This window comes from Nostoc sp. JL33, from assembly GCF_017114985.1.
GTDB lineage: Bacteria > Cyanobacteriota > Cyanobacteriia > Cyanobacteriales > Nostocaceae > Nostoc.
This window is the reverse complement of sequence record NZ_JABXKP010000007.1, coordinates 158,523-180,617: the sequence shown is the minus strand read 5'-3', so window position 1 is coordinate 180,617 and position 22,095 is coordinate 158,523. Positions and strand designations below refer to the sequence as shown.

At 43.0% G+C, this 22,095-nt stretch carries 17 protein-coding genes; 5 read left to right on the top strand and 12 right to left on the bottom strand.

Annotated features, from left to right (window positions below):
* Nucleotides 1-190: 190 nt before the first annotated feature.
* Nucleotides 191-364 carry a hypothetical protein gene (locus HWQ23_RS01000; RefSeq protein WP_292822911.1) on the top strand — a complete coding sequence of 58 codons (174 nt, stop codon included), beginning with the start codon at nucleotides 191-193 and terminating at the stop codon, nucleotides 362-364.
* 128 nt (nucleotides 365-492) lie between these two features.
* Here HWQ23_RS01000 and HWQ23_RS00995 read toward each other — a convergent pair whose 3' ends face one another.
* Both HWQ23_RS00995 and ppk1 read right to left on the bottom strand, forming a co-directional pair.
* Nucleotides 493-909, bottom strand: coding sequence for a response regulator (locus HWQ23_RS00995; protein ID WP_292822910.1), 417 nt, complete (start codon nucleotides 907-909; stop codon nucleotides 493-495).
* A 175-nt stretch (nucleotides 910-1,084) separates the two neighbouring features.
* Nucleotides 1,085-3,265 carry a polyphosphate kinase 1 gene (ppk1, locus tag HWQ23_RS00990; RefSeq protein WP_292822909.1) on the bottom strand — a complete coding sequence of 727 codons (2,181 nt, stop codon included), beginning with the start codon at nucleotides 3,263-3,265 and terminating at the stop codon, nucleotides 1,085-1,087.
* A 638-nt stretch (nucleotides 3,266-3,903) separates the two neighbouring features.
* Here ppk1 and HWQ23_RS00985 point away from each other — a divergent pair.
* Together HWQ23_RS00985 and HWQ23_RS00980 are read left to right on the top strand one after the other, a co-directional pair.
* Nucleotides 3,904-5,373, top strand: coding sequence for a sensor histidine kinase (locus tag HWQ23_RS00985; RefSeq protein WP_292822908.1), 1,470 nt, complete (start codon nucleotides 3,904-3,906; stop codon nucleotides 5,371-5,373).
* Nucleotides 5,374-5,965: 592 nt separating this feature from the next.
* The gene (locus HWQ23_RS00980) at nucleotides 5,966-6,670 is read left to right on the top strand and encodes a hypothetical protein (RefSeq protein WP_292822907.1); all 705 of its coding nucleotides are present in this window, start codon (nucleotides 5,966-5,968) and stop codon (nucleotides 6,668-6,670) included.
* 256 nt (nucleotides 6,671-6,926) lie between these two features.
* Here HWQ23_RS00980 and HWQ23_RS00975 read toward each other — a convergent pair whose 3' ends face one another.
* Nucleotides 6,927-8,009 (bottom strand): tetratricopeptide repeat protein, encoded by a 1,083-nt coding sequence (locus tag HWQ23_RS00975; RefSeq protein WP_292822906.1) that lies wholly within the window; start codon nucleotides 8,007-8,009, stop codon nucleotides 6,927-6,929.
* A gap of 98 nt (nucleotides 8,010-8,107) precedes the next feature.
* Nucleotides 8,108-8,737 (bottom strand): sigma-70 family RNA polymerase sigma factor, encoded by a 630-nt coding sequence (locus HWQ23_RS00970; protein ID WP_292822905.1) that lies wholly within the window; start codon nucleotides 8,735-8,737, stop codon nucleotides 8,108-8,110.
* A 196-nt stretch (nucleotides 8,738-8,933) separates the two neighbouring features.
* Between HWQ23_RS00970 and HWQ23_RS00965 the strand changes: the two genes are divergently transcribed.
* Both HWQ23_RS00965 and HWQ23_RS00960 read left to right on the top strand, forming a co-directional pair.
* Nucleotides 8,934-9,530: a glyoxalase-like domain protein gene (locus HWQ23_RS00965; protein WP_292822904.1), complete on the top strand. Its 597-nt coding sequence runs from the start codon at nucleotides 8,934-8,936 to the stop codon at nucleotides 9,528-9,530.
* A 185-nt stretch (nucleotides 9,531-9,715) separates the two neighbouring features.
* A complete protein-coding gene (locus HWQ23_RS00960) occupies nucleotides 9,716-10,171 on the top strand; it encodes a DUF29 domain-containing protein (RefSeq protein ID WP_292822925.1) in 456 nt (151 codons plus the stop codon).
* A gap of 160 nt (nucleotides 10,172-10,331) precedes the next feature.
* On the opposite strand, the gene HWQ23_RS00955 is transcribed toward HWQ23_RS00960, so the two are convergent.
* The 8 genes from HWQ23_RS00955 to infB all read right to left on the bottom strand — a co-directional run bounded on the left by HWQ23_RS00955 (nucleotide 10,332) and on the right by infB (nucleotide 21,599).
* Nucleotides 10,332-13,358, bottom strand: coding sequence for a CHAT domain-containing protein (locus HWQ23_RS00955; protein WP_292822903.1), 3,027 nt, complete (start codon nucleotides 13,356-13,358; stop codon nucleotides 10,332-10,334).
* Between the two features lie 29 nt (nucleotides 13,359-13,387).
* Nucleotides 13,388-13,864 carry a hypothetical protein gene (locus tag HWQ23_RS00950; RefSeq protein WP_292822902.1) on the bottom strand — a complete coding sequence of 159 codons (477 nt, stop codon included), beginning with the start codon at nucleotides 13,862-13,864 and terminating at the stop codon, nucleotides 13,388-13,390.
* A 160-nt stretch (nucleotides 13,865-14,024) separates the two neighbouring features.
* Nucleotides 14,025-14,732, bottom strand: coding sequence for a helix-turn-helix domain-containing protein (locus HWQ23_RS00945; RefSeq protein WP_292822901.1), 708 nt, complete (start codon nucleotides 14,730-14,732; stop codon nucleotides 14,025-14,027).
* Nucleotides 14,732-15,136, bottom strand: a complete 405-nt coding sequence (locus HWQ23_RS00940) for a type II toxin-antitoxin system RelE/ParE family toxin (protein ID WP_292822900.1) — start codon at nucleotides 15,134-15,136, stop codon at nucleotides 14,732-14,734. The genes HWQ23_RS00945 and HWQ23_RS00940 overlap by 1 nt, the downstream gene beginning before the upstream one ends.
* Before the next feature lie 160 nt (nucleotides 15,137-15,296).
* Nucleotides 15,297-16,982, bottom strand: coding sequence for a lysine--tRNA ligase (lysS, locus tag HWQ23_RS00935; RefSeq protein ID WP_292822899.1), 1,686 nt, complete (start codon nucleotides 16,980-16,982; stop codon nucleotides 15,297-15,299).
* Nucleotides 16,983-17,395: 413 nt separating this feature from the next.
* Entirely contained in the window at nucleotides 17,396-17,593 is a 198-nt protein-coding gene (locus tag HWQ23_RS00930; protein ID WP_292822898.1) for a hypothetical protein, read from the bottom strand.
* Nucleotides 17,594-17,717: 124 nt separating this feature from the next.
* Nucleotides 17,718-18,338, bottom strand: a complete 621-nt coding sequence (locus HWQ23_RS00925) for a low-complexity tail membrane protein (protein ID WP_292822897.1) — start codon at nucleotides 18,336-18,338, stop codon at nucleotides 17,718-17,720.
* Nucleotides 18,339-18,443: 105 nt separating this feature from the next.
* Nucleotides 18,444-21,599: a translation initiation factor IF-2 gene (gene infB, locus HWQ23_RS00920; RefSeq protein WP_292822896.1), complete on the bottom strand. Its 3,156-nt coding sequence runs from the start codon at nucleotides 21,597-21,599 to the stop codon at nucleotides 18,444-18,446.
* Between the last annotated feature and the right edge of the window lie 496 nt (nucleotides 21,600-22,095).

The following is a 22,095-nucleotide window of genomic DNA, read 5'->3' as shown; positions in this document are numbered from 1 at the left end:
CTTAAGTCAGTAATTAGGTGGTATAAATAAACAAAATACTTAGATCCTCGACTTCTCTACTTCTCTAAGAATTGGGGGATCTATCTCCTGAGCGTTTGATGTTTAATTACGTTGACCTACTTAGTGCCCCAGAATATTGGATTTTGAGTTAACTTTAAATTTAAAGGTAGTTAAAGATAGGAAAAAAATAATGGATCTACAGACTATAAAAGAACGAATTGTTGTGGTTCAAAGTAAACGCGAGTACCTGTTAAGCCTACTAGAGCAACCAAACCTGGGAACTTTGAGAGTTGACGTAAATCAGGCTTTGGAAGAACTGGATGAATTAATTGATGAATTTAGACGCACGATTCCGGTAGAGTAGAAATATCAAAAATTGCGTCGGTCTAGCCGTCAACTTCAGGCTATACCGACGCTTCTTAGTAGTATCATGTCCTCAAATCCCCAGAATTCAACTAAGCCGGAATTGTCGAAGCAACATAGCTGTATGATTTATCCTGCAACTGAACCATCTGCTGCACGCTGACCTAACTGCCTAACTAAAGCAATAAGTTCGCTTGTGGGTATATCTTTCTTGCAAACGTCATCAAAGCTAGATATTGCCTTTGCCCCCTGAAAATTTACGTCTTCCACTGAGGAGTAAGCAAGGATCTGGGTGGTGGGAGATATAGCTTTAATGTGACTAGACGCACTCCAGCCATCCATGACTGGCATCTGTAAATCTAGAACAATCACGTCAGGATGGCAACGTTTAACCATTTCTATAGCTTCTTCACCATTACTGGCTAAACCTACTACTTGAATATTTTCCTGGCAAGAAAAAACTAATTGTAAGGTTAAACGAGTCAGTTCGTGGTCATCAACTACTAGAACACGCAAGGTAGAAAGCTCACAGGATAACATTAACATTGAGGGGAAAAACAAATTTATTTAGAATAACCCCTCCAGTTTATGGGAATAAGTGCCAGCACTTACTCTATCCTATGGTTGAATAACTTGTGTAAATCCATGACAAACAACTTAGATAACTTCTGAAAAAATTCAAGTTTTCTAAAAAAACTAAGTTGAGCTAGTTGTTAAGTTTTTAATCAATCAGGTTTGAGGCTACGCCACTTGAGCGTAATGCCATATTCATGAGAATTTTTTGTGAATTAGCTTCAGGAGAATCATCATAGGGACGCCGTTGAATATAACTGCCATCAGCTTGTAATTCCCAAGCTTGGCGATTATCTGCGAGCATAATTCCCATAATTTCTTGCAAATCTTTAGCAATATCTGGGTCTTTGACTGGGGTAATTACTTCGACTCGGCGATCTAGGTTGCGGCGCATCCAGTCGGCACTGCCGATATAGATTTCCTCCTGTGTGTTGTTATGAAAATAAAAAATGCGAGAATGTTCTAAAAAGCGACCGACAATGCTGATTATGCGAATGTTTTCACTAATGTCTTTGAGTCCTGGACGCAAACAACAAACGCCCCTGATAATTAAGTCTATTAGTACTCCGGCGCGGGAAGCTTCATATAAAGTGGCGATAATTTCTGGATCGACTAGGGCATTCATTTTGGCAACAATGCGTCCAGAAAATCCATTTTTAACATTTTCGATTTCGCGGTGAATTAGTTCCAAAAAGCGATCGCGCATATTCACAGGCGCAACCAGCAACTCTCGATAAGACTTTTGTCGTGAGTAGCCTGTCAAGAAATTAAATAAATCTGTGATGTCAGCACCCAATTCTTCACGGCAACTGAACAATCCCAAATCTGTATACAGCCGTGCCGTTTTGGGGTTATAGTTACCTGTGCCAATATGCACGTAGCGACGTATCCGGTCTTTTTCCCGCCGTACTACCATGACTGTTTTACTGTGGGTTTTCAGCCCCACTAAACCGTAGACAACATGAACACCTACTCTTTCTAGTCGTTTTGCCCAGTAAATATTATTCTCCTCATCAAATCGCGCTTTTAATTCCACCAGCACGGATACCTGTTTGCCATTTTCGGCTGCGGCTATTAAGGCGTTGACGATGGGCGAGTCGCCAGAAGTCCGGTAAAGAGTCATCTTGATGGCTAACACATTCGGATCGTAGGCAGCGTGGGTAATAAAGCGCACCACTGTAGCCGAAAAGGATTGATAGGGATGGTGTACTAGCAAATCCTTTTCCCGAATCACAGCAAAAAAGTCTTTTCCTTCGTCCGTCTCCAGTGCATCTGGATCTAAACTCGCTTCTCTTAGTCTTTGCAGGCGTAATGGTACAACAGATTGGCGTGGTGGATCTTTGAGTTCCGGCAATGGCAAAGCCATAAAATACATCAAATCCCGCAAGCCCAAAAGACCGTCTACTTCGTAAAGATCACTTTCTGTTAATTCCAGATCATGCAATAATCGCGATCGCACTATTTCAGGAGTCTGAGACTGAATTTCTAGCCGGACTGGACTTCCACCCAAGCGCCGTTTTCGCAATTCCTGTTCGATCGCTAACAACAAATCATCTGCTTCATCTTCTTCTAAGACCAAATCGGCATCACGGGTAATGCGGAACGGATGATATTCTTGAATGTTCATCCCTGGAAATAGAGATTCCAAGTTATGAGCGATCGCTTGTTCTAAAGGTACACCAGTCCAGTGGGCAGGTTTATCGTTTTTCTGATCTCCCAACTCCGGCGGTATGGGTAAAAATCGGGGGAGAACACTGGGGACTTTGACTCTGGCAAAGAATTCTTCTTCGGTGTCTGGGTTTTTGACCACAACAGCCAGATTTAGACTGAGATTAGAAATGAAAGGAAAGGGATGACTGGGATCAACAGCCAGAGGAGTCAAAACTGGAAAGACTTGTTCCTCAAAATAACTGTTGAGATGAGTCCGTTGTTTTTGATTCAAATCTATGTAATCTAGAATATGGATGCCATGATTTACTAGTAGAGGACGAAGTACTTGCTCAAAATGTTGATGCTCTTTCTTTACAAGAGGAGTCAGGGTAGACCTAATATCGTCTAACTGTTGTTGTGGTGTCCGACCATCGGGAGTTAACAGGGTAACTTTTGCCTCTACTTGTTGCTTTAAACCAGCAACGCGCACCATGAAAAACTCATCCAAATTAGAGTTGAATATTCCCAAAAACTTCAGGCGTTCCAGAAGGGGTGTGCGATCGTCACAGGCTTCATGTAACACCCTGCCATTAAATTCTAGCCAGCTTAACTCTCGGTTAAGATAATATTGTGGATCGTTGAGATTGATGGGGGTAGCGCTTTTCTTAGATTTTGCCATAATTACCTAAGGGCAGGCAGATGTAGCCCATTTAAATGGGGGACAATAAATATAGTAAGTTAAATGGTGCTTGAGCGGAATGTTCAGGCGATCTTTGGGTGTACTGATTCTCTACCTCGCTACTGTTAAATCAAAAATCTATTTCGATCTAGATAACTTCAGTTAAAGACTAAAAAATAAACTCGCGTAGCCACGAAAGCGAATATTACTAAGAAATTTTTTTGGTTTTGCGTCACCGAATAGCGATCGCTTTGCACCATCGCATAGCGTTTCTTTCAGAAAATCACTCTAGCCAACCTATAACTCAATACGCTTGGGTTAAGGCTTATCCTCCCTAACCCTCCTTAAAAAGGAGGGAATTAGAGCAAGCCTTTTTAACGTGTGGGTTCGACGAACCTCTTCCTGGCTTTAACTAAAATTCAAGTCTGTCCCTCTGGGAGTTTTTGAGGGACTGTTTTGTGTAGTAAAACCTCTTAGAGGTCTTTGGATTGGGCTAATTAGGCGGACACTATATGAGCCGTCGAATTCACATCTTTTTAAACTTCCCTAAAATCACCAAAGTTAGAAAAGTGAGTTACTTTTTAATCGTATAAACACCTAATGTGGGGATATTCAGTCAAAAAAGTGGGTGAGAAAATATGTTTCAGGCTACTCGCCGCCGTCTGGCAATTTGGTATACTGCCGTCACTGCTGTATTACTATTACTGTTTGCAAGTGGCGTTTATTTATACGTCCGTAGTACATTAATTGAGCGGATTGATGATACCCTCAACCATGTAGTGGAAATAGTGGAGCGTTGTCTCACATCCAGCCACTGTGCCTCTACGCTCATATTTGAGCCAATTAATGCTGATGCAGATAAATTTCGCATTAATGTAGAAGCCAGTTTTCGTGACAATACCGATGCCGTAGAAGATGACCACATCGACCTAGAATGGTTTAGTCCGACTGGTGAATTACTTTGGTCAACGCTATCCGAACCCCTAAATATTCCCATTCATACCAGCCGCACTGGTGAAACTGTGCGCGTAATCAAGCCAGAGAGTGAGAATTCAAAATTAAAGACGCGATTAATCGCGTCTCTACCGTCACCACTGTTATTGCGACAAGTCACACAACGGGTGGAAGTGGGACGGCAAGTATTAGGATATCTGCGTGTTAGTCATCCCTGGTTTGAAGTCACTAAACCCAGTCGCCAGTTAATTTTTGATTTGGCGCTAGGTATTGGGTTAATGGTGCTTTCTGTAGGCGCAAGTGGTTGGTTTCTTTCGGGTAAAGCGATGGAACCTGTAGGTGAGTCTTATCAACGTCTCAAACAATTTACTGCTGATGCTTCCCACGAACTTAGAAGCCCCATTACTTTGATTCAAACTAATGTGCAAGTTGCCCTTGCTGACTTAGATTTAGCAGAGACAGAAACGACTACTTCTTTGCAGTATCGGCAACAGTTAAAGGTGGTGGAACGGTTAACGCAGCGTTTGGGTAAGTTAGTCAATGACTTACTGTTCTTAGCACGGCAGGATAGTGGTATTAGCAAGGATACTTTTTCAGCTTGTCCGTTGGATGCTTTGCTGATGGAGGTGGTTGGAGAACAACAATTGTTAGTCTCTGAAAAAGAAATCGCCCTTTCTTTAGACTTAGTTGATCCTCCGGCATCCGAAACTAGCCCGGAATTACTGGAAAATTGGTTTACCCTTGTGGGCAATTGGGATCAACTGGTGCGGTTGTTCACAAATTTAATTGCTAATGCCTTGCATTACAGTTCAGCAGGTGGACGGGTAAAAGTGGAATTGGCGCGGATAGAGGGAATAAATCGCGTTTCTGGACTACGTTACACCAGTGCCCAGTTGCAAGTTAAAGTCAGTGATACCGGAGTTGGAATTCCAGCGTCAGCACTACCACGCTTGTTTGACCGCTTTTATCGGGTAGATCCGGCACGTACTCATACAACTGGGAATACAGCTACAGCGATCGCTACTGGTTCAGGATTGGGATTAGCGATCGCTCAAGCTATTGTCGAACATCATCAGGGTCATATTCAAGTTGAAAGCACTCAAGGCATTGGCACCACGTTTATTGTCACTTTACCAATAACTCTTGAGTCTTAATTCGGCAACAAATATTTGTTTCCTTTGATAGATGTAAGATTTAAGTTCACTCAAGCAAACTTTAACTATTAGGCAGGAAATTTATTTTCTAGCGGTATCTTATTCAACAAGACAATTTGACTATTACAAAAATGTAGTTAATAGACTTCTTGCATAAATGAAAAAAAGAACCCCACCCCGCCTTTAAGCTAATCGGCATTTAAGTTGCATGATCAAGGCGGGCTTTTCGGCCCACTCCACAAGAATTTGATAAAATTTAATATGCTTTCTTAGATGTGTTTTAGCTTAACTTACGTCAAAGTCTCCCCTCCCCGCAGGCTCTTAGGGGCTGGGGATGGGGTGTTAGGGGACTTTTGCAAGAGGTCTAATCACAATGATTAAAGTCTGTGGACTTATTTGATGATTGAGGTTTTCAGTCTTGAGAATGAAATAGATTTATTTTTTTAGATTATTTCCGCGTCCTTAGCTAGAGACTAAAAATCGAATTTTTTGTTAAAATTTATATTTAATCATCGATTAAACACCATAATTTAATTTAGGGCTTTAAAAACTATTTAAAAAATAAAAATTTAAGTTTTTCTAGGAGTCAATAATGAATATGAAATTTCCAAAAGTTCGCAAGTCCGCTGAATTATTTGGCGCTATTTGTGGGGGATTACTGATTAGTCTGCCAGGCATTTATCAAGCAGTAGCACAAGAATCTACTCCCAAAATTAACCCTTGTCCGAAGATTTTCTACGAAGAACCACATAATAATCAGGTTGTAGTACCACAGGGATGTCCTCCCAATGCACTAACACAAAGACAAGCTGCTCAAGGGGTTCTTCCCGTGCCTGCTACCCCATCACAAGACCAAACAAAATTGGGTGTCGGCGGTGAAACTCCAGAACCAGGTGTGAGACTACCACGCCCAGCCTCTGGAGAGCAAACTCAACAGCCGATACCAGAAGGGGGTTCCACTAACGAACCACCACAAACCCCGATCGCGACGATCGCACTGGCTAATGGTAAAGTTACTATCAGGTTTGTGAATGACACTGCGGCTAATATAACTTATCAAGTCATCGGCGATACGGCACCGCGATCGCTAGAAGGTAAGTCAGATGTAATATTGCAAGGTTTAAACGCACCAGTTACGGTGACATTTCAACGACCAGATGGCGGACAGTTGATAGTGACTCCACAACCCTCTTCAGAGCCAGGAAGCTTGGAAGTTAAATTTAACGAAGCCACCGATGCAGCACAGGGTAGAAGTGCTTTGAGAATTGAACGCAACGGTTCAGTGTTTTTGAATTAATTAAATAGTCGCAAAGTAGGGGCAATTGATGAATCACAGGTGTCAACTTAACGTAAAAGCTATGTCCCGCAAGGAACTGAAGTTCCTTGCTAATAGCGAAAGTCATCTTAAGATGACTAAAATCTAGCCAAAAATCTTTAGTCTACTTGAGTAGACTTTAGCTAAAAGCCAAAGAACTTTAGCTCCAGGCGGGTGAGTCAAGCCGAAAGTTTTGCTACTTTTAGCTTCAGTTGACACCAATGTTGATGAATTGCCCCTACTTGTGCTGAAGCATTTTAGTTAGCTGATCTAGCAATTGCGCTTCTTGTTTGCTGTCTTTTAATGTCCGCGCCAGTATAATCGCCCTTTCATAAAAATTGCGGGCAGTTAGGTAATTACCTTGCTGCTCGTATAATTGAGCATAGGACTGAAAAGATTTTAATTCTTCTGGCAAATTTTGCAATTCTTCAGCGAGTGTTAAACGTTGTTGTAGTAAGTCAAAAGCCCGTTGGTAACGTTTTACAGCACTGTGAGCTGTAACTAAACCGTCAATTGCCCGTAATTCATTAGTGCGATCGCGGTTAGTTTTAGCTGTTTGCATTGCTACCCCATAAATGCCAATGGTATCTTGATAATTTCTAGATGCTAAATAAGCATCACCTAAATTATTTAGGGTATTTGCTTGGGCGATGGCATCGCCAGTCTGACGGCGGAAAATTAAAGCATTTTCGTACAATTTAATCGCCTTGTTATAATCTCCCAACCTAGCTGCTACCAAACCCAAATTACTCAAAGACAATCCTTCACCTTCAATATTTTTGACATTGTGAGCAATTGCGAGTGCATCTTCAACTGTTTTACCAGCAGCAGCAGATTCGCCTTGTTGTAGTAGAAATGTACCGATATTATTCAGCAGAAAAATCTGAGATTGTAAGTCTTTAGTATCACGAGCGATCGCTAATCCTCGTCGTAATGAATCTTCCACCTCTTTTAAACTACCTAGCTGGACATAAGCCTTTGCAAGCAAATTGTAAGTCAGACCTTGTGCTTTCAGGTCACCAATTGAATGATATAGTTGTAGTGCCCGTAAGCAAGACGTAATTGTTTTATCGGCATATCCTGAAGCGTATTGTTGTTCACCGATACCCAGTAAACTGTCTGCTTCATCTCTTGATTGTCGCCCAACAGAACTATTTAAAGGGCGGTGGAGTTGTTGGGTAATATCAACTGCACCCGCCGCGATCGGACTCAGCAAAAAAGTAAACAGTAAAAAGCTGTGTAAAAGTATCTGGGGAGGAGAAATCGCACCTACGCAAATTAAGCCTACCTTTTGCCTGGGAAATACAAGCTGTTGTTTCATAAAAATTACCCGTAAAATTGCGGGTTTAAGTAGAAGGTCTAAGAAGAAGTTTTAAGTTTTTAAATTGAAGACAACCAATATACGCGTTTATACTTAAATTATGGTTGAGCAAAATCTTCCCCAAAGTATATGGCGCGAATATCTGTGGGTAATTTGTCCTCTAGCATACGATAGCCTTCCTGGAGAGAATTGGCTACAACACTTGGAGCGATCGCTTCTCCTTCGGCTTGGAGATAGGCAGCGATTCTAGTTTCGCTCCAGTGGAAAGTTTGAGCCATTAACACCATCAATCGCAAAAGTGGTGGTAGTTGGTCTAATGCCTGTTCTACATAGCACCATAGTGGCGGCGAAGTCGCTTGAAGAGAATAATGAATTGCTTCTGTAGGTGGTAGTTTAATCTCGTTAATACAGAAAGCTGTCATATTAATTAACCAATTTTGAATCGTTAAGGCTTCCTCGCCTGATTGAGAGGCGGTTAAATTTAGTCCACCGAGTTCGTAGTAGATATGCCGCCAGGTGAGGGCAAACAGATAATCTGCCTGCACAGGCGATCGCGCCGAATGCCGAATTAAGGTATAGACTATGGGACTATAGCGGCAAAAAATCACCGTAAAATACTTCCCTGCCTCTGGATAGCGCTGGAATAGAGTCAGTAGTTCATCGTCACTGTGATGAAACAGCGACTTCACCAGGGGGTGATTAGATTCCGGAAAATGAGGAATTTGCACAAGCCTTTGAGTTGATAGTTGTTAAAATAGTTTTGAGAATTGAACTACGGGAGTTAATCGCATAATATCTTGGTGTTGCCCAGTTTGTAGCCCAGACTCAGACTACTTGAGTATTGATAAACTAGAAACAAAGACTTAATTTTAGTCTTAATCGACAATCATAAAATCGGCTCCCTTATAGAATCCTTATTTGTTCATGGTTATAGCAGTTAGTGTGATATCGTTCCTGCTCAGTCCCCTTACCTTAGGCTCCTTTCTGCCTTCCCTGCCCTTAGATAGCTTGTTCTCCACCCAAGGCATTATGGTAATGCTGCTAGCAGCTTACGCTGGTGCCATGTGGATGTTCCTCACCAGTGCCCCAAAAGTACACACTGTAATGGTGTCAGATTTGGAGATTGCCCGACAGTTGTATGAAGGGCTGCTAGATTTGCCAGCAGCTGAGGTGCCATTGCACTACTACTACAACTACGAACAAACTATAGGCGCAACTGGGATTGATCCACTATATATGTCTACAGGGCCGAGCTTGTCTAGCAAAATGATGAATAATGCCAATGATGGGCTGTGGTATCAATTGAAGAAAAACACCCAGCTACACGTCATTACTGGTGCGAGTTTAGGTATCAAAAATCAGCAACGCCACGTTTGTTTTGACCATGACTGCCTAGAAATGATTTTAATGCGAGTCGAAATGCGCGGTTTGAAATTCAAGATTCGTAACCAGAAGCCCCTGAATTTTTTGGTTAAGGACTATGAAGGGCGGGTTATTGAACTGGCTGAAGTAGCGAATTAGTCGTTAGATTTTAGATTATTTTAGGTTGGGTGGTGCGATCGCTTGCCGCCTTCGGCATCGCACCACCCAATATTTTTTTATATAGCAGGTGAAGCGTAGCTTGCCGCCTCCAGCATCGGTCTACCATTGATTATTTAAAGTCATTATCGGGTTTTGCTAAATAAAAGCTTATGACTGTTGAAAAGATGTACACATCTTATCTGTATAAAACAGACTTCTATACTTGGACTCAAGAACAGGTTAGCTTGCTTAAAACTCAACAGTGGGATCAATTAGATACGGTTAACCTGATTGAAGAAATTGAAACTTTGGGCAGAAGAGAACGGCAAGAATTGAGAAATCGGCTAGGAGTATTGTTAGGACACCTATTAAAATGGCATTTTCAACCTGAAAAACGTAGCAATAGCTGGTTGAGTACAATTCGAGAGCAACGTGTTCAAATTAAGCTGCTTTTGCAAGATAGCCCTAGCTTGAAACCCTATCTTGATGAAGTTTTCTTCACTGTTTATGAACTAGGTTTAGCTTTAGCAATTCGAGAAACTGAGTTGGGTGAGCAGGTTTTTCCAGAAATATGCCCCTACACTTTAGACCAAACTTTGAATCCTGAATTTTTACCCAATGCGAATCAGGTTGATGAGTAAGCGAGTAATTACCTCAATACTGTTTTATCGCGGTTCCCAGGTGCATAAAGTACATATCAAAACCTCACCCCCAACCCCTCTCCTTAGTAAGGAGAGGGGAGATAAAACACAGCTTTATCTGAGGTTAAGCTCTACTTCACTCTTATTAGGAAACGCTATATCACCGTAAACCGTGGCAAATAAAAGCAGCCCAGTAACGAGGATCTGAAAAGGGAAATTGCTGAGTAGAGTTTTCGATTTCTTTAATTCGGCTGTTCAATTTGGCATACATATTATATTCAAGCTTCCATTGTTCATGGTCGATAGAACCTGAAGGATATTTTTTTCTATTTACTATTAGTTCTTTTTCCCTTGCTTCTACTTCCTGAAATATTTTATTTACGTCTACTTTTGTAAATTCCCGTAGCTGAATTTGGGCTTGCTGTAAAGCTTCAGGACGGTTTTTACCTTCTTGTCGCTGCTGGTAGGAGAAAATGGAAAATAATGCTGTGGCTAAATCATTAACTGACCACAAAGTACTAACAACGCTTCTAGCACCTGCACACAAAAAACCTGTGGAGAGAGTCAGAATATCATCAGTTAGCGAAGGAGTACCCAAATTAGTTTCGCAGCAAGATAAAAACACTTCTACAAGTTGAGGTAAACGCCAGCTTGGTGTCATCAATTGCCCTAATGTGATGCAACCATCAGCTAATTTTAACTGTGATTCTAAAGGATTATCGAGGCGAGATTGGGCATGGTGGCAGGAATGAAGTACTTGAACTTGTTGTGCCAACTGTCGATAGTTTTCACAAGTGGCTTGACTGCTGCCAATTAATCTCTTCTCTGGTGGAATATTGTACATTTGGGCAAGTTGTTCGCCTTCAAATCTGGCACAGGGAAGGTTATCTTCAGCATCTTCTACAGTTCCATATTGTAGAGATATTTGATTAAATGTGCCTACAGTGTCGCGTTGTTGACAAAATTCTAAAATTTGACAACTTGGGGTGTAACGAATCAGAAATCTATCTCCTAAATATTCCTGATATTCTCCTGTAGGCAAAGCAGCCAAGGGAATCTGATGTAATAACAGGTGAGGTACTAAAATTAATTCTTCTATTCTTTCAAGATGTTTGAATATAAGTTCAGATATTTGCAGGCGTTCAGCTAGTTCACGGAGAATATTGTTAATTTGAGTTTCCCATTTTTTGGAATCATTCATATAAGGCAATAACCAATTCTGGTTAATCCAGCCTTGCAACGTATCTAATCCTTGTCCTATGCAGGTGTGGAGAGTAATTTTGTTTTTCTGCACGACAAAAATATGGGTGTCGCTGTTAGTTGTGTAGAAACTGAGGATAGCTGTATTGGGCTGATCAATTAGCTTTTGAATTTCTGACAAGCTGAGGGGGTTTACTTGAATTTCTCCAGCTAATACGGGATCTTCGCGTCTGAGATTTTCCCAAACTTGTTGTTTTTGGGTTTCTAAAGATGCGATCGCTTCATTGTAAGCTTCCCAAGCAGCGCGTGTTTCACTGCGATTATTTTCAGATTTATGGCTTTGGCGTTCTTTGTCAATTTGTTCTTGCAGTTCTTCATACTGCTGTAATAACTCTTGAACTTTTGGGGGGATTTCTTCACCTTGAGAGAGGTTGTAGCTTGCCATTAAGTCTACCAGGCGTTTAGAGCGCGATCGCTCGGAGTATTCAAAGGCTTTTTCTATTTGTCCAGCGTTGATGCAAGCTTGCACCATACTTTCGTAAATGCCGATGGATTCTTCTAGAATCTTTTGACGACGTGATTCAGATTTTACCCAACTGCGACTAAGTTCCACAGCTTCAATTGCAGGAGTGAAACCTTCAATCGCTTCCCACCACAATTGAGACTGAAAAGCAGCATAACCCATATTACGTGATGCTTTGAAGCAGTGCTGGGGAAAGTCAGTGGGTGTAAAAATTTCTAAGGCTGCTCGAAAACACTCTATCCACTTAACTGTCTGCTTAAGGTCGAGGAGATAGACATTGCCTAGATTCATCTGTGTCTGTGCCCATTTTTCAGGAAACTGATTGCGGGTGTAGACTTGCAAAGCTGCTTGGAAGGCAGAAAGCGCCAAATTCAGATTCTCTGACTTATCACCAAAAATTTGCTCACTTTGATCGCGGTAAACATTGCCCAGGTTGTTTTGAGTATCTGCCCAATCTTCGGGAAATACACTACGGGTGTAGACTTGCAGAACTGCTTGGTTAGCTGCGATTGCTATATCTAAATTTTTCTCTTTGTCACCCTCTACTCGTTGACGATAGTCCACCGCTAAATTCATTTGTGTCATCGCCCACAGTTCTGGATACTCATCTCGACTACGAACTTGCAAAGCGCTTTGGTGCGCTATTATCGCTAACTCAAGGTTTTCTGTTTTGTCGCCCCAAATCCTGTCACGATAAGCATTACCTAGATTGTTTTGAATTTTTCCCCATTCTCTAGCAGACTCCTCACGAGTGAAAACCTGTAAGGCTTTTTCGTAGGCATCAATAGCAATTTGCTGGTTCTCGGCTTGGTCGCCTTTAATACGATTGCAACAGGCAGTAGCTAGGCGATCTTGAGCATCAGCCCATTGTTTAGGAGATGTTTCAAGACTTAATACTTCTAACGCAGTTAGATGGCAAGCGATCGCCTCTTCTACATTTTCAGCGCGATCTCCTAAAGGAAATTCTGAAATTATACTACCGAAAGCAGCTAGAAGCACTGCCAAGATTTTGTTTGCATCTTGTGAAGCCAAATTATTCAGTTTAGAGGTTGCCCAGCTACGAAAACGCTGAATAAAAAGATTGTCTCGCTCTAAATATGTTTGTAGAATTGGATGCACTGCATCTAGATGACCATTCCTCTTATCCATTGCCAGCTTCATCTGAAGCAAAAAACGGGAAAATATTTCCGAGTCGCTAGATAATAAACCCAGTTCTTCTGTAAGCCCATTGGCAAGCTCAATTAAAAAGTTAGCTGACTGGTCATCGCCTTCTTCAGCTAACTTTATGGCTACTATTTCTAGAGCCTTCACCAAACTAGAATCAATCAAATTTCGGTTAGCCATCAACATCTTTGGTTTCAACTTATCGGGACACTTCAGCAGCGCAAAGATAAGCTCAAGATAAGCCTTTTGGCGTTTTATATTTCCCTTTTTGGGTTTGCCTGCGCCGAATCCTTTTGCCATATTGACTCAGTTAACCTCTCACCTACAACTTATTCAGCGCTACCTTTAATTTCTGCCAACTTCTCTAGCAATTCTTCAGCTAAATTCAACAACTCACTTTCATCAATTTCATCACTAGTTCCGCGATTACTTTCTCCACCCGCTACACTAGCAGCTAACACATTTTTTACAGCAAAAATCCTATCTTCTTCTTTCGAGAACCTCAAGCATCTTTCCAACTCAACAGCAATTTTTTCTAGCGATTTATCTTTTAGCTGCTTTCTTACCTTCACCACTACCAAGTCATCACTTTGAAGGAAATTAGTTACTAATTCTACAAAACTTTGCTGCCCATCTTCGTCTTCTCCCCATGTTTCTAGCCAATCTCCATCAACATCATCACAATATAAATGAGCGGCTTCAAGCCCATACTTCATGATGTCATCCTGCACTTTTTGAGCAGCTTCTACAGCTTGTAAAAAGTTCTGTAATCTCTGTTGACGGTCAGATTGTTTTTCCTGAACCATAAGGACTCACTTTGTTAAGTAATAAGGTGGCTATACAAATCCAGTAAATGAAAGTGACCGACAACTACAAATTAAATTTTAAATAACTACTTCTACTAAGATTATCGCTGTTATCTAATAATATGATGTAGCACCAAAGTAGACTGTAGTCTGTGTCATCCTAAAAATCTGCCAATTTCTCCAGCAATTCCTCAGCTAAATCCAATAACTCAATTTCATCAATTTCATCACTATTTCCACGATTACTTTCTCCACTCCTCACATTAACAGCCAAAACATTTTTCACAGAAAAAAGCCTATCTTCTTCTTTAACTAGACTCAAACATTTTTCCAACTCAGCCGCAACTTCTTGGATTGTCCTTGTACCCAAACGCTCTCTCACTTTCACCGCTACCGAATCGTCACTTTCTAGCAGTTTCACCAAAGCTGTTCTCAGTCCATTATCCTCACTGGAAAACTTCTCAACGGCTACACGCACATATTCCCGCACGCTCATGTTTGCCGCCAATGCCTTTTGGAAAACTACATCTGGTACGTCTACCAGCAATACACCTTCGTTATCGCTAGCTTGATATAAGTCATCTCCTTGTTTGACGGCTATCAGCAAATCTGCACCTAACGCGTGTAAATAGTGCAAAACTGATTCCAACTCATGTTCCTTTAACGCCGACTCTAACTTGGACACCGCAGCTTGTTTTACTCCCAGTTTTTGAGCTAGCTGTGCCTGAGTCAATCCTGCTTTATTACGTATTTCCCGCATGGCATCGGTAAGATATAGGCGCAGATACTCTAATTTTCCCGCCAGAATAACCTCTGGTTCGTCGCTTACCTTTTGCTGTAACCAAGCTTGAAAATTAGGCTTTTTCATTACTTTTCCCTCTGCTGCAATTCACGCAATCTGACTCTTGCAGGTTCTTTATCTCTATCTTTGATAGCGCCGTCGTATTTCTTCATAAAGGCGTGCAGCACCACAAACTTCTGAGGAGTCGCAGCCGTTAAGATAAACCGGGGATTATGTTCGCTCTTAGTCATACGTAGCTCATACAAGTCATCTTCCAGCTTGTCAAAGATGCCACTGGTAAGTGATGCGAGTCCTTTGTCGCACAGGTAGCCAAGATTAACTTGCAGACGCTTGGTTTCGGAAGCACTTAGTAATGGCTTTGGTGGATTTTCTGGTTTCTCCTCTTCAGGAATCATCCTGATGAAAAAAGCCAGCAAATCTTTGGGGATTTCCCCATTGACATCTAGATAAAGTTCCCAAGTCCAGGCCACTTCCTACCTCACAGTATAGTATTCCTTATAAGGAATGTCAATCACATTATTCCTTTAAAGGAATATCATATAGAATAAGTGAGTGCAACTTAGGTAAATAAAAATGGTGCGCTATGGCTTTGCCTAACGCACCCGACTGTTGAATAGTGAATAGTACTTACTAGCTCAACTGTTCAAACTTAAATTTCCCTTTAATAAACTTGTTAAAGTATTGACCTTTGGATGCGGCATTGTCTAATTCATCCTTAACACTGGGAGGTACTTTGAAATACTCGTAAACACTTCCACTATCAAATTCAATAGTCAGTGTTTGAGTTTTCGACTCATAGGTAAATTGCTTGATAACACTGCCTTCAGGCTTGAGTAAAGGGAAGGCGATCGCATCCCGAATACTGGCACAATCAGTTAATAACATTACCAACCGATCAATCCCAATCCCTAAACCACCCGTAGGCGGCATACCGTATTCTAAAGCTGTCAAAAAGTCTTCATCTACACCTTGGGCTTCTAAGTCGCCAGCAGCTTTTCTTTCAGCTTGGGCTTCTAGGCGTTCTCTTTGCTCAATCGGATCGGTAAGTTCTGAGAAGCTGTTCCCAGTTTCTCGCCCGACGATAAATAACTCAAATCTTTCCACCAAACCAGGTTGAGAACGGTGAGGTTTTGCTAAGGGCGAAATTTCTACTGGGTAATCAATTACAAAAGTAGGTTGAATTAAATTAGCTTCTACCTTCTCTTCAAAAGCTAAATTCAGTAACTTACCAATTGATTTTGCTTCATCTACACCAGGAATCCCAGCATTTTTACTTGCTGTTTTTGCTTCTTCCAAAGTTTGGAACGAATTAAAATCCAAGCCCGTAACTTCTTTAACTAAATCGTGCATTGTCACTCGCCGCCAAGGTGGTGTTAAATCTATAGGTTCCCCTTGGTAGGTGATTTGCAATGTGCCGAGTACGTCTTGGGCAACAGTGGTAATAATCCCTTCTGTCAGCGCCATCATATCGTTGTAGTCGGCGTAAGCTTGGTAAACTTCAATTGTCGTAAATTCGGGATTGTGTCGAGTCGAAATTCCCTCATTGCGGAAAACTCGCCCCAATTCAAACACCTTTTCAAAACCGCCCACAATCAACCGCTTGAGATGGAGTTCTGTGGCAATTCGCAGATACAACTCCATTTCTAAAGTGTTGTGGTAAGTGATAAATGGACGCGCATCTGCACCCCCAACTTCGCTTTGCAGAACAGGCGTTTCAATTTCCAGAAAATCCCGTTCTTCCAAATAACGACGAATACCAGCAGTAATTTGGGCGCGACGCCGGAAAGTTTGCCGCACTTCCGGGTTAACAATCAAGTCAACATAGCGCTGACGGTAGCGCTTGGCAACATCCGTTAATCCATGCCACTTGTCGGGTAGGGGCAACAGGGATTTAGTCAGGATAGTATATTGTTTAACGTAGACAGATAACTCGCCCTTTTCAGTCCGTTTAATAGTACCTTTGGCTCCCAGAATGTCGCCTGCATCTGTGAGTTGTTTCAAGTGATTGAAGGCATCAGCATCAATATCTGCCATACCTTCTTGGATGCGATTTTTGTCTAGATAAAGCTGAATTGTGCCGGTTTCATCTTGCAAGGTGAAGAAAGCCAGTTTACCGAAAACGCGACGCGCCATAATGCGTCCAGCGATCGCAACTTCTAAATCAACTTCTTCACCACTGGCTAAATCGGCAAACTTTTCTTGCAACTGCGCTGCATGATGGGTAGATTCCCAGCGATAGGCGTAGGGATTAGTCCCTAGCTGCTTGAGTTGTTCTACTTTCTCCAGCCTTGCGGCTCGGATATCTTCTTCCGACATGGTAACGAACTATTCAGAGGGCAAGATTAATTATAGATGCTGCAAAAGTTGAGAGGAAGAGATATTTGCAGTTTGCAGATGATATCGCCTAAAAATGATCTGCGTTGGGATAAGTTCAACAATTCATATCCCATTTTAGAGGTTCTGAATAGCCGGATTGGCAATATTATTTTGAATCAAATTAGTCAAATTATTTATAAACCGTCTCAAAGAGCAGACTGACAGGCTTTGCGAGCCGCTTTGGTACTTTCTGCGGGTCAAGACGGGTAGGTGTCGCTGATTGAAATTATTAAGAATTATCCGACAAATAAAGTGGAAGTTGATGGCGTAGTTTACCGCCGTAGGCATCGCTTGGAGAGTCCATACCGTCAACTCCCTCGCTTGCAAACAAGCCTAGAAAATAAATTTTCTATTTAGTAAGCTAAAGTTTCTAAAGTTTCCCTTAAATACCGTTGTACCTGCTGTTCCAAGCGAATTCCCTCTAATTGAGCATCGCGTTCTAGTTGCCAGCGTTGAAAACCGGAACTAGTGGAGATCGCACATTTGAGGCTATACCAAATTTGAGTATCAGCAGAAAATTGGCGATCGCTAGAAGTTGGAATTTGAGCCATAGTTTCTCATTCCTTTGTTTTAAGTTCAACGGTAACTGAGCATTGGGCATTGGTTATTCTCCCCCTGCTCCTCTGCTGCTTATTTCTAGCCTCTTAAAGTAAAATAATATTACTTTGAGGACTGTTAAGAATCTGTATTAATCCTAAACAAAGATTGCAACAACCGGGGCACGATTTGATTAACCCGCACCCCTAAAATTGTGAAATCCTGCTTAATCTTTTCTAAAGATAATGGCTCTATGCCAGCGAATTCTGTCTCATTAATCACCAAAACTCGCATTACGCTCACAGGTATTTGTAAAAAAAGATTGCTGCCCAAAAAGGCTAATCCCGCAAGCACTAGTGCAACGCTGCGCCATTGTGGGAGAAATTTAGCTGAATTTGCTACTAATGGGGCAATTTGGTAGAGATGCCACAGCACCCAAACCGACAATACTGCTGCCACTAGGGCTAGTATCCGATTTAACTTTGTATTAATTAAACAGAGAATTTTTCGCTGCCGCTCAGTCAGATTTTCTGGCTTTAAGGCTATTCCTAAAAGAGCAAATATATAAAAAGGGCGACGCAATTGCATCCATAGCAGGGGGAGAACACCAATGGCGGCAACTAAGAATAGCTCCATCCACACTGGCAAAAACGGCTCGCCCACAGACAGGAACAATAAGCAGAGTACTAAAAAAACAGGCAACGTCGCCAATCCAGCGACGTGAATCCACAAAATAGGTTCAGAGCGAAATGAATGCATTTTATAAAAAGTTGTGAGTTAAGAGTTAGGAGTTAGGAGTTAGCAGCCTTTAACTCCTAACTCCTAATTTATCACTCCTAATTTCTAACCATTTTACCCTCAACACTATCTCGTTAAGGTGAGAGTGCGGCGTTTTGTAACCATTTGATAGGCTTCGATGATGTCACCTTCAACCCAATCATTGAATTTATCTATGCCGACACCGCATTCATAACCGGCGTTGACCTCACGGGTATCTTCTTTCATCCGTTTTAAGGAGTCAAGGACGCCTTCAAAGATCACCTTACCGCCGCGTCGCACCCTGACTTTGCAGTTACGAACTAACTTGCCAGATTGAACATAGCAACCGGCAACAGCACCACGACCGACTGGGAAGACGGCACGTACTTCGGTTTGACCCAAGGGTTCTTCCACCAACTCTGGTTCCAAAAGACCTTCCAAGGCATCTTGGATATCTTCTAGGAGTTTGTAGATCACGTTGTATTCCCGGACATCTACACCCGCTTCATCGGCGGCTTGTCTAGCCCCACTGGCGAAGGTGGTGTTGAAGCCAATAATCACAGCGTTACTAGCAGCTGCTAAGTCGATATCTGTCTCGGTGATTTCCCCAGCAGTAGCCAACAGCATCCGAATTTGGACTTCGTTTTGTGGGATTTGCTTGAGCGCTCCCACAATGGCTTCCACCGAACCTTGTACGTCTCCTTTCAAGATCAAGTTGAGTTCTTTCAACTCGCCTTCTTGTGCTTGAGCCGACAGGGTTGTAAGGGTAACACGACCTTGTAACAGGCGGGATAGGCGTTGTCTGTCTGCGCGATCGCTAGCGAGTGCTCTGGCTTCTTTTTCGTTCTGGAAGACCTCGAACTCGTCGCCTGCTGCTGGCACATCACTTAAACCTAGCACCTCGACAGCAAAGGAAGGAGAAGCAATGTCTACTCTCTTGCTTCTGTCATCCACCATCGCCCGGACTTTACCGAAAGCCGAGCCAGCTACTAAGATATCTCCCACATGCAGGGTGCCATTCTGAATTAGCAGGGTAGCAACTGCTCCCTTGGCTTTATCCAGATGTGCTTCAATTACAGTTCCTTTGGCGGAACGATCTGGGTTGGCAGATAGTTCTCCAACCTCTGCTACCAAGAGAATCATCTCTAGGAGCGTATCCAGATTTTCACCTCTGATAGCGCTCACCGGAACCATGATTGTCTCACCGCCCCAGTCTTCTGCGGTCAGACCATACTGGGTGAGTTCTTGTTTCACCCGTTCTGGTTGTGCCCCTTCTTTGTCAATTTTGTTGATTGCAACAACAATTGGCACTCCTGCGGCTTGGGCGTGGCTAATGGCTTCAATCGTTTGGGGACGGACACCATCATCAGCAGCCACTACCAACACGGCAATGTCTGTTACCCGCGCTCCTCGTGCCCGCATAGCTGTAAAGGCTTCGTGACCTGGGGTATCCAGGAAGACTATCTGCTGCGGTTTGCCCTCATGTACGACATCCACATGGTACGCACCGATGTGTTGAGTAATACCGCCAGCTTCGCCAGCAGCCACTTTTGTTTTGCGGATTGAGTCGAGCAGGGTTGTTTTACCGTGGTCTACGTGACCCATAATTGTCACGACTGGCGGACGGCGGTGGAGATATTCTCGGTCTTCTACGCCGACCATTTCCGTAATTTTCCGAGCTTCTGCTTCTCGCTCGGCGGTTTCGACTTCTATTTCTAGTTCTTTTCCTAGTAGGGTAATTGTGGGAATATCCAGATTTTGGGTGATACTGACCGCCATGCCTTTAAGGAACAGGATTTTTACAATCTCTGTATCGGCAACGCCTAAAACGTCAGACAGTTCTTGCACAGTCAACGGGCCTGTGATCACCACTTTTTCTGGACGGTCACGCTTGGTGTCAGCTTCTTGTTGGCGACGGTTCTGGTGATGGTCGCGGCTGGAACCAGACTTGGAACCAGACTTTCTCGCTCTTGCAGTTGGGGCGCTAGCAAGGGTTGCGCCTGGCATCTGTACAGGTCGAGTCGCTTTAGGTTTGGGAGGACGGGCGATGGAAAGGCTGACTTGGACGGTGGCTGGTGAGTCGAGATCGTCATCATCCAGCAAATCTTCTTCAAACTCATCATCAAGTATCGGCTTGATCCGCTTGCCTTTGACGCCAGCTTTAGCCTTCTCTTTAACTTCGTCAATGATTTCCTCTTCTACCCACTTTTTGCCGCCTTTGGTCGGGCGAGGCGGACTTGGGCGTTTTAAATCGAGGAGATCAGGGGCGACTGGTTCATCACCCAATCCTTGAGATTTGCCGGCTATTCCTGACATTTGTCTGGGTGGAGTAGCGATCGGCATTGCGGCTGCTACAGCTTCACCTGGACGTGCTGGTCTGGGTCGTTGCCCTTCTCCTAGTTGTGATGGTGCAGATGGTCTATTGACCCTCTGCTCTGGTCTGCTGGGTGAAGGGGTGGGACGAGCCTGTCTTTGTGGTGCAGCTTGTGGGGACTGGTCAGTTGGCAGTTTAGCGACTTTTGGCTTAATTTGTTGATCGCGATCGCCTTCGACGGGCCGTAGCCGTTGGTCGCGTTTGAGGATCGGTTTGTCTGCTTGAGATACCTGCTCATCTGCCACCTCGGCTTCTTCCGCCGCAGGTCTCGCTGGAGGGGCAACTAGTTGCGGTTTTTGAGGTTTTTCCGCTTTCGGTCTGGGTGGAACTATTTTTTCCGGTTTTTGGGATGCTATTTTTTCCGGCGCCTCATTTGGATTAGGCGTTTGTTCCAAGTCTATGACAGTAGGTTGCTCTTGGGTCTCAGATTGATTCCGGGGTACAGGTCGAGTTGGTACCGTCGGCTTCATGGGTGAGACTGGTGTAGCAAAAGGCCGTGGAGGAGAGGGAGGATTAGCTTCAGACAAGGCAGCTTGGGTATTGTTAGCAAGTGACGCCTCTGGGGCGTTGGAGGTAGTATTTCTCAATATTTTGGGTTTGCGTATTTCCAAAATTTGCTGTTTGTGGGGTGCAGCAGGTCGGTTACGTCCGCCGTTCGGTGGTGAATTTGGCTTCTGGCTGGTTGTACCTAGTTCCTTTTTGGCCGACACACTCGTGGCTGCCAGTTTTTCTGCTGCCGCGCGAATGTTTTCTGCCTCGGATTCTGAAATCGTGCTGCTATGACTTTTGACCGAGATGCTGAGCTGCTCGCAAATTGCTAATAGCTCTTTGTTATCCAAATTCAATTCCTTTGATAATTCATAAATTCTAACTTTGCCGTTGTTCATCCACTCTTCCCCTTTAATTTACAGTTTTAGCGGATGGTTGCCTGGGAGTGCGACATCTCCATCCTTGGATTACTGTTTTTAGGTTGCCGTTCAGTTTTTGCCGGTGCCTCCAATCAGGAAAGAGAGATGTTTCGGTTTAATAATGGCATCTCCACCAGGAATGATGGTTGAGGGACACCCATAAAAATTCCTTAAATAAAAGATTTTTATGGGAAGCCTTGACGCCGAACTGCGCCTGGGCGCTACCAGGTTGCCATTTTTTTGTATTTTCTTGTTTTGTTGATTCTGAGTCTTCCACAACACAATCGAGTACATCTTGATTCTGGGAATGTTGCTTCGCCCCTCTTAAATATATTGGAGAGCCGAATGCCTTTTCCACCCATTTACTATTTTGGCAGTGACATACTTCTACCCTGACCTGCGGTACAGTGTAGGCTTCTCAGCGACTCCCGGTATTCCGTCGGACATTAACTGAGCTTTGTTTTAATTCCACGGG

Coding starts and splice junctions, on each gene's coding strand:
- HWQ23_RS01000 (WP_292822911.1), top strand. CDS start 191: ATGGATCTACAGACTATAAAAGAACGAATTGTTGTGGTTCAAAGTAAA.
- HWQ23_RS00995 (WP_292822910.1), bottom strand. CDS start 909: ATGTTAATGTTATCCTGTGAGCTTTCTACCTTGCGTGTTCTAGTAGTT.
- ppk1 (WP_292822909.1), bottom strand. CDS start 3,265: ATGGCAAAATCTAAGAAAAGCGCTACCCCCATCAATCTCAACGATCCA.
- HWQ23_RS00985 (WP_292822908.1), top strand. CDS start 3,904: ATGTTTCAGGCTACTCGCCGCCGTCTGGCAATTTGGTATACTGCCGTC.
- HWQ23_RS00980 (WP_292822907.1), top strand. CDS start 5,966: ATGAATATGAAATTTCCAAAAGTTCGCAAGTCCGCTGAATTATTTGGC.
- HWQ23_RS00975 (WP_292822906.1), bottom strand. CDS start 8,009: ATGAAACAACAGCTTGTATTTCCCAGGCAAAAGGTAGGCTTAATTTGC.
- HWQ23_RS00965 (WP_292822904.1), top strand. CDS start 8,934: ATGGTTATAGCAGTTAGTGTGATATCGTTCCTGCTCAGTCCCCTTACC.
- HWQ23_RS00960 (WP_292822925.1), top strand. CDS start 9,716: ATGTACACATCTTATCTGTATAAAACAGACTTCTATACTTGGACTCAA.
- HWQ23_RS00955 (WP_292822903.1), bottom strand. CDS start 13,358: ATGGCAAAAGGATTCGGCGCAGGCAAACCCAAAAAGGGAAATATAAAA.
- HWQ23_RS00950 (WP_292822902.1), bottom strand. CDS start 13,864: ATGGTTCAGGAAAAACAATCTGACCGTCAACAGAGATTACAGAACTTT.
- HWQ23_RS00945 (WP_292822901.1), bottom strand. CDS start 14,732: ATGAAAAAGCCTAATTTTCAAGCTTGGTTACAGCAAAAGGTAAGCGAC.
- lysS (WP_292822899.1), bottom strand. CDS start 16,982: ATGTCGGAAGAAGATATCCGAGCCGCAAGGCTGGAGAAAGTAGAACAA.
- HWQ23_RS00930 (WP_292822898.1), bottom strand. CDS start 17,593: ATGGCTCAAATTCCAACTTCTAGCGATCGCCAATTTTCTGCTGATACT.
- HWQ23_RS00925 (WP_292822897.1), bottom strand. CDS start 18,338: ATGCATTCATTTCGCTCTGAACCTATTTTGTGGATTCACGTCGCTGGA.
- infB (WP_292822896.1), bottom strand. CDS start 21,599: ATGAACAACGGCAAAGTTAGAATTTATGAATTATCAAAGGAATTGAAT.